The following is a 5,883-nucleotide window of genomic DNA, read 5'->3' as shown; positions in this document are numbered from 1 at the left end:
CCTGTAGCCTCTGCGGGCTTGCGCTTGGTGGTTGTCATTCGGACGCATCCCGGCGGCGGCGTGGGATGTGCCAATCGCAGACGACAAACGGACCGCTGGATTCCTTGAGCGCGTCAAGGACGCTTGCCCCGATGTTTCTCGACAGATCCTTCTCGGTCCCATATCCAACCACGACCAATGGTCGCTTGTCTCTCAGTCGCGACTCAATGATTGATCCAATGATTCCCGCGCAAACGTCAGATTCAGGCCCACCGCCAACGTCATCAATCACAAGCAGGTCCGCGTTCAGGCAGAACTCAATCGTCTGGCTTATCTGGTCGTCCGTGACCCTACGAAGCGCGATAAATTCAGGGTGGAGGTCTTTCAGCAGGTAGATTGGCGACGTGTAATGCACTGTCCTCCCGCCCTTAACCACATCCATGGCGATTGAGTAGGCCAGGTGGGTCTTCCCGTTGTGGGTTTTCCCAGCCAGAACAATCGAAGCGCCAGTGTTCATAGCGTCATCGAACCGCGAGGCGTATTCCCGGCAGGTCTGGACGGCGCTCAGCTCTTCTGGCGTCTCAACGTAGAAGCTCTCGAACGTCCGTCCCAAGATCCTCTTCGATGTCCCGTAATGTCCTGGCAAATACTTGATTTTATTGTCGCTCACTTCTTGACCCCCTTGATCGCCTGCCATTTCTCCGGCGTCCAATCATTCAGGGTGCCGTTGTAGGTCCGCAGGTTGTCATAGGGCGGGCTTGTGACAGTCAGGTCAACCGACCCATCCGACAACATATCGCGCATCACCTCAAGGCAATCGCCGAGGATCAACCGGCAGTCTCCGATTGTGACTTCCTCGTTTTTCACGGCTTCAACCTCGGCAGCAGGGACTTGATGTTCTTCAGGCCGTGTTCGTCTTTTTGATCCGCCTCCACGGAATGCCCGACCTGAGACTGATGGCCTATGCCGAATCGGCTCTGTCCACGCGATGTGATGCGTTTGACTGCAGGCGCCGGCAGGCCATGCGAAACATTGTTTGCCTCATGGACGCCCATCAGCCTCGCGCTATGCTCTGGCGGCGTATTGCGAGACGCGTAGCCGCGGTACCGGGTAACAAACTCCTTGGCCCGGAATGGCAAGTCGTCGTCGGTGATCTCGCACAACTTGATCCATCCGCCCATGTCCTCGATGGTCCGCATGACGACAGGGTCATCGAATGTGACGGACTGGTAAGGGCCGACGTACCTGACCGCAGCCTCAACGTCTGACCACGCCTGCATGCCCTGCGTCTCGGTGCTGCCCTCCAAGGCGCGCACAATGTCGCCAGGCTTGGGCGGGAACTGCCCGTTGTCCGGATTGCGGACGTGCTCGTTCAGCGCACGGCGGATGTCGCCGGGGTCGTAATGGTCAAGCGCCGACACGAACAGATCGAGGAGTCCGTGGGTAACAGGCCTGCCGTAAAGTTCGTAGCACGAGGTCACGATCCCGGCGACCGCGGCTCTTTGCTCAGGTGTCATAGATAAACTCCTTGCGCTCTGGAGAAAGCTTCGAGGGCGGCGCGATTGCTGGACTCGACTGCCGCTTGTTTGTTGATCTGCTGAGGCGGATCCCACGGCTCGTTGAAGTGCTCTGCAGGCCCGAAGAAAGTTGCGGCCTGCTGGACGTACTCTGTGCCGACCTTGCCGGTCATGTCAATGTACGCGGCGTAGCGCATGACGCCGAGGAGCATTGTTCCTGGGTCTATGCCGGATTTGATCCTTGCCTTCCAAGCTTTGAAGGCCATCGCTTTGCTGTTGCCGCCAGCGCGCTTTGGGTATGCCGACCAGGCTTGCTCGAAGTCAGGCGGGTAGGCGTTTTTTGTTGTGCGTGTCGTGCTATCGCGACGCGATGGCACAGGATTTAATCCAGATGTATCCATCTCCTTTTCTTGTGGCGGCTTTGGTGTTGGCGATGGGTTTGGCGGTGGATCTGGAACTGGAACTGGAACTGGAACTGGAGGGTTGAGCTGGGGCTCAGCCGGGGAACAGCCGTGACTTAACCCGGGATTAGCCCCGGCTAATTTTTGGCTGTTCTTTCTTGGTAGTCTGGCCTTCTGCGCCTGGGACTCGGCAAAGGCCCGGTCTTTCTCCAACTGCCTGTCAGCCCGGCCGTTGTGGCGCTTCCCATCATCGCCTATCGGGAAGAATTCTTCGGCCACCGCTTTCACGGCTGCCTGTTCGTCTGGTGTTGTCGCTCGGCACATCCTCGAAAGAACTGATATGTCGGCTGGGAGAGGCTTTTCGGTGCTGTAGTACACATCAAGCAGCAAGGCATATGCGCCATGCTCGGCGATTGTCAGGTGACTGGTGTCTCGCCCGTAATCGCCTGGGAAGCGTTTCCAGTAGTTCATGCGGGTGCCCTCAGGCGATGCTCATGGCGTGGCATTGCGCTCACGGGCAGCGCGCAGGGCTTCCATGATCGCTTTTCGTTTCTCTTGGCTCCGAGCGGTACGGCACTGAAGGCAGTCTCCGACCACGGTATCCCGATCAGAGTAATGCCCTCGCAGGCATGGTTTGCCGGTGTTGAAACGGGGCGATCCGGCTTCAATGGCGGCTTTCTGGGTTGTCGGCATCTTCACTAGCTTTGTCCTATGGCTTGAATGTGCCTCTACCTTATGCCTATAATGGCCGCAGGTCAAGCACCAAACCAAAGGCGAGGAGACGACGATGGCAATTGAGATACCGCTCACCCAGGGCAAGGTAGCGCAGATCGACGAGGCGGATTTGGAGTTGGTAAGCGGTTACAAGTGGTATGCGCACAAGGACAAAAATACCTTCTACGCGTATGCAAACGTCAGGCGCGCAGATGGATCATGGACAAAGGTCAAGATGCATCGGCTGATCTTAGGTCTGACGGACCGGAAGACCCAAGCCGACCACATTGACATGAACGGGCTGAACAACCGGCGCTCGAACCTGCGGGCGTGCTCGAACGCCGAGAACATGCGGAACAGGGGCGCGTATGCAAACAACACGAGCGGGTTCAAGGGAGTGATCTGGCAAGCAGACATGATGAAGTGGCGGGCCAGGATTAAGGTCAACGGCAAGCTAAAGCATCTCGGCTACTACTCAACACCCCCAGAAGCCCACGCAGCCTACTGTCGGGCCGCCATCGAACTCCACGGAGAGTTTGCCAACTTTGGTGCCCGGTAGGCAAAAAAATGCCAGCCCGGAGGCTGGCCAAACAGGCGCCTAGCAGGAATCGGCGCCCCTGGGGTGAACCCAGATCATCCCGCCAATCTCAACGAAAGCGCGATGGAAGGCTATAGCCAAGTGACTGGATTTGTGCTGCAGCGCTTAGTCCGCCGCATCCTTCCCGACATCGACGGCCTTGACCATCTCGACCTTGATCCCTCGAGTGCGCAGATACGCGCCGACCACCCTGTCGGATTGGTCAGTCGTCAGCTCTGCCGGCCACTGAGCAACGGCGGAACGAGTTATTCCCAACGCCCGAGCCATAGCGGCCTGAGACCCGAAATATTGAGCAGCGTCTAATTTTTTCATGGCCATGATTATATTGCGGCGCTTAGAATGCTGCAACTTTGGCTCAATACCACGAAATATTGCCGCTTAGAAGGCTTGACTATTGGCCCAGTGTCTGGCAATATCAATATACCAGTTCTCCAAAGGTGAAACGCACATGGCCATCACCGAATCATTTAAGCGCGCCTGGTCGATGGTTAACGACCCAAGTCTACCGATCGATCTGGACGGCGTTATCCCTCAAGACCGCGCATATGTAATGGTTCACAGGAAAGATTGCGAAGTTGATTTAACTGGGCTGTCGTCGCGATCCCGCGCATGGGTCCTGAAGAACCGTCCCGACTACAAGCCAGGCAACTGAAAAAACTCTCAACCTGAAAAGGGGAAACCAATGTCAGAAGAACTCAAGACAATCGAGTCTCACGACCTCACTGAGGTCCTGCGAAGCTCTCTATACCCGGGCGCGAGTCAGGAGAGCGTCAAGATGGTCCTCGCCTACTGCGCAGCCGCAGGGCTGGACGTCATGCAAAAGCCGGTACACATAGTCCCAATGTGGGACAGCAAGGCGCGCGCAAATCGCGACGTCGTCATGCCCGGCATCAACATGTACCGGGTCAACGCCGCTAGGTCAGGGCAGCTTGCCGGGATCTCTGAACCTGATTTTGGTCCTGACGTGACCGAAACCATTGACGGCGTGGCCGTCACCTACCCTGCCTGGTGCCGAGTGACTGTGCGCCGCGCGATGGCGTCTGGTCAGATCGCTGAATTCACAGCAGTTGAGCGGTGGCGAGAGAACTACGCCACGAAGGGGCGCGATAGCTCAGCCCCTAATGCAATGTGGGCGAAGCGGCCCTATGCGCAGCTTGCGAAATGCGCACAGGCGCAAGCGTTGAGGATGGCGTTCCCGGAATCGTGCGGACAGCCGACGGCGGAGGAAATGGCTGGGAAAGACCTCCATGCCGAAGGAGTCATTTTCGACGCCGAGACAGGCGAGGTCATCAAGTCGCGAGGAGCGCCGGAGCAGTTGCCCGAGTACCCTGCCGACAAATTCGAGGCCAGCCTTGGCAAGTGGCGCGACCTAGTAGCTTCTGGCAAGAGGACGCCCGGCGCGATCATCGCGACCGTGTGCAGCAGTTACCGCATGACCGCCGAGCAGGCGCGCATCGTCAACGCGCTTGCAGATGCAGTAGTAGAGTCATCCGATAAGCCCGCCAAGGATGATGAGTGGCTGTCTGACTTCGACAATGGGGGGGCCGAGTAATGGAAGTCGTGGATCTTGTTCAGGGTTCTCCTGAGTGGCATGAATTCAGGGCTGTGCACCGCCCAGCGTCCGAGACTCCAATCGTGATCGGCGTCTCGCCTCACATGTCGCGGCTTGAACTGCTCAAGATGCGGGCTGCCGGGATACCGGATAGCGAAGGAACTGGAAATGAACTGCTTTTCGAGCGTGGCCACCGTGCAGAAGAGCTGGGGCGGCGAATTGCCGAACGCCTGATTGGCGAGGAGCTTTATCGCGTCACAGGCAAGTCAGGGGTCTATTCGGCGTCGTTCGACGGACTGACGATGCTTCACGACATCCACTTCGAGCACAAGCTGATGAATCGTGAGCTTGCTGCGTGCTCGAAACAGGCAGATTTGCCGATCCACATCAGGGCGCAAATCGAGCACCAGTTCATGGTCTGCGACTCAGAGCGGTGCCTTTTTATGGCGAGCGACTATGACGCCAACGGTGCGCCGACTTTCGAGCCGGTAGTCATCTGGTGCGAGCCGGATATGGAGCTGCGATCTCACATCATCGCGGCATGGGAGCAATTCGATTCCGACGTGCGCGACTATGTGCATGTCGAGGAGGCGCCAGCGGCGACCGGCACTGCGCCTGCCGCTCTTCCTGCGGTCGTCGTCACGGCGTCTGGTGGCGTGTCTGCGTCAAATCTCGCTGAGTTTCGCAGCCGAGCTGCAGAATTGATCGAAGCGATCAGCGAGGAGCTTGAGACCGACGAGGATTTTGCCACGGCCGAGAAGTCGGTGAAGTGGTGTCATGGCGTCGAGGATCGCCTTGAGCTTACAAAGCAACAGATCATTGAGCAGCTTTCTGGAGTGGCCGAGGCTTTCGGCATCATCGACTCGATCAGCGACATGGCGCGCGACAAGCGATTGAGACTCGATCGACTGGTCAAGGCGCGCAAGGATGCCATCAGGGCGAGACTTGTCGCAGACGCTCACGCCAAATACGTCGAGTACGCTGGTGGCGCTGAGGTCACTGGCATCGACCGGCCAGACTTCGCCGGAGCAATCAAGGGCCTGAAAACGCTCAAAAGCATTCACGCCGCCATTGATGCCGAGATGGCTAGAGCAAAGATCGCGATTGCCGATAAGAAATTGG

General features: G+C 57.8%; 9 protein-coding genes. 4 read left to right on the top strand and 5 right to left on the bottom strand.

The window, feature by feature from the left end:
* Positions 1-34: 34 nt before the first annotated feature.
* Genes E4680_RS13345 through E4680_RS13330 form a run of 4 tightly spaced genes read right to left on the bottom strand, consistent with a single transcriptional unit; the run spans position 35 to position 2,368 of the window.
* Entirely contained in the window at positions 35-649 is a 615-nt protein-coding gene (locus tag E4680_RS13345; RefSeq protein ID WP_167792521.1) for an ATP-binding protein, read from the bottom strand.
* Positions 646-846, bottom strand: a complete 201-nt coding sequence (locus E4680_RS14355; RefSeq protein ID WP_205688940.1) for a site-specific DNA-methyltransferase — start codon at positions 844-846, stop codon at positions 646-648. Before E4680_RS14355 ends, E4680_RS13345 begins: the two co-directional genes overlap by 4 nt.
* Positions 843-1,496 carry a DUF6475 domain-containing protein gene (locus E4680_RS13335; RefSeq protein WP_135282916.1) on the bottom strand — a complete coding sequence of 218 codons (654 nt, stop codon included), beginning with the start codon at positions 1,494-1,496 and terminating at the stop codon, positions 843-845. The genes E4680_RS14355 and E4680_RS13335 overlap by 4 nt, the downstream gene beginning before the upstream one ends.
* The gene (locus tag E4680_RS13330) at positions 1,493-2,368 is read right to left on the bottom strand and encodes a YdaU family protein (RefSeq protein WP_135282915.1); all 876 of its coding nucleotides are present in this window, start codon (positions 2,366-2,368) and stop codon (positions 1,493-1,495) included. Before E4680_RS13330 ends, E4680_RS13335 begins: the two co-directional genes overlap by 4 nt.
* A gap of 316 nt (positions 2,369-2,684) precedes the next feature.
* Between E4680_RS13330 and E4680_RS13325 the strand changes: the two genes are divergently transcribed.
* Positions 2,685-3,170: an AP2 domain-containing protein gene (locus E4680_RS13325; RefSeq protein WP_135282914.1), complete on the top strand. Its 486-nt coding sequence runs from the start codon at positions 2,685-2,687 to the stop codon at positions 3,168-3,170.
* Between the two features lie 144 nt (positions 3,171-3,314).
* Here E4680_RS13325 and E4680_RS13320 read toward each other — a convergent pair whose 3' ends face one another.
* Complete coding sequence (locus E4680_RS13320) at positions 3,315-3,527, bottom strand: Cro/CI family transcriptional regulator (RefSeq protein WP_135282913.1); 213 nt, start codon at positions 3,525-3,527, stop codon at positions 3,315-3,317.
* Positions 3,528-3,657: 130 nt separating this feature from the next.
* Here E4680_RS13320 and E4680_RS13315 point away from each other — a divergent pair, with 130 nt between their 5' ends.
* The 3 genes from E4680_RS13315 to E4680_RS13305 form a co-directional block, all read left to right on the top strand.
* The gene (locus E4680_RS13315) at positions 3,658-3,861 is read left to right on the top strand and encodes a hypothetical protein (protein ID WP_135282912.1); all 204 of its coding nucleotides are present in this window, start codon (positions 3,658-3,660) and stop codon (positions 3,859-3,861) included.
* Positions 3,862-3,891: 30 nt separating this feature from the next.
* Positions 3,892-4,761, top strand: a complete 870-nt coding sequence (gene bet / locus E4680_RS13310) for a phage recombination protein Bet (RefSeq protein WP_135282911.1) — start codon at positions 3,892-3,894, stop codon at positions 4,759-4,761.
* The coding region (locus E4680_RS13305; RefSeq protein WP_205688939.1) for a hypothetical protein at positions 4,761-5,883 on the top strand (1,123 nt) is incomplete at its 3' end. The genes bet and E4680_RS13305, both read left to right, overlap by 1 nt.

The organism is Candidatus Macondimonas diazotrophica (assembly GCF_004684205.1).
GTDB lineage: Bacteria > Pseudomonadota > Gammaproteobacteria > UBA5335 > UBA5335 > Macondimonas > Macondimonas diazotrophica.
This window is presented reverse-complemented; position numbering and strand designations above follow the sequence as displayed.

Excerpts from the sequence above, each read along its gene's own strand:
- E4680_RS13330 (WP_135282915.1), bottom strand. The coding sequence starts at position 2,368 with ATGAACTACTGGAAACGCTTCCCAGGCGATTACGGGCGAGACACCAGT.
- E4680_RS13315 (WP_135282912.1), top strand. The coding sequence starts at position 3,658 with ATGGCCATCACCGAATCATTTAAGCGCGCCTGGTCGATGGTTAACGAC.
- E4680_RS13335 (WP_135282916.1), bottom strand. The coding sequence starts at position 1,496 with ATGACACCTGAGCAAAGAGCCGCGGTCGCCGGGATCGTGACCTCGTGC.
- E4680_RS13325 (WP_135282914.1), top strand. The coding sequence starts at position 2,685 with ATGGCAATTGAGATACCGCTCACCCAGGGCAAGGTAGCGCAGATCGAC.
- bet (WP_135282911.1), top strand. The coding sequence starts at position 3,892 with ATGTCAGAAGAACTCAAGACAATCGAGTCTCACGACCTCACTGAGGTC.
- E4680_RS13320 (WP_135282913.1), bottom strand. The coding sequence starts at position 3,527 with ATGGCCATGAAAAAATTAGACGCTGCTCAATATTTCGGGTCTCAGGCC.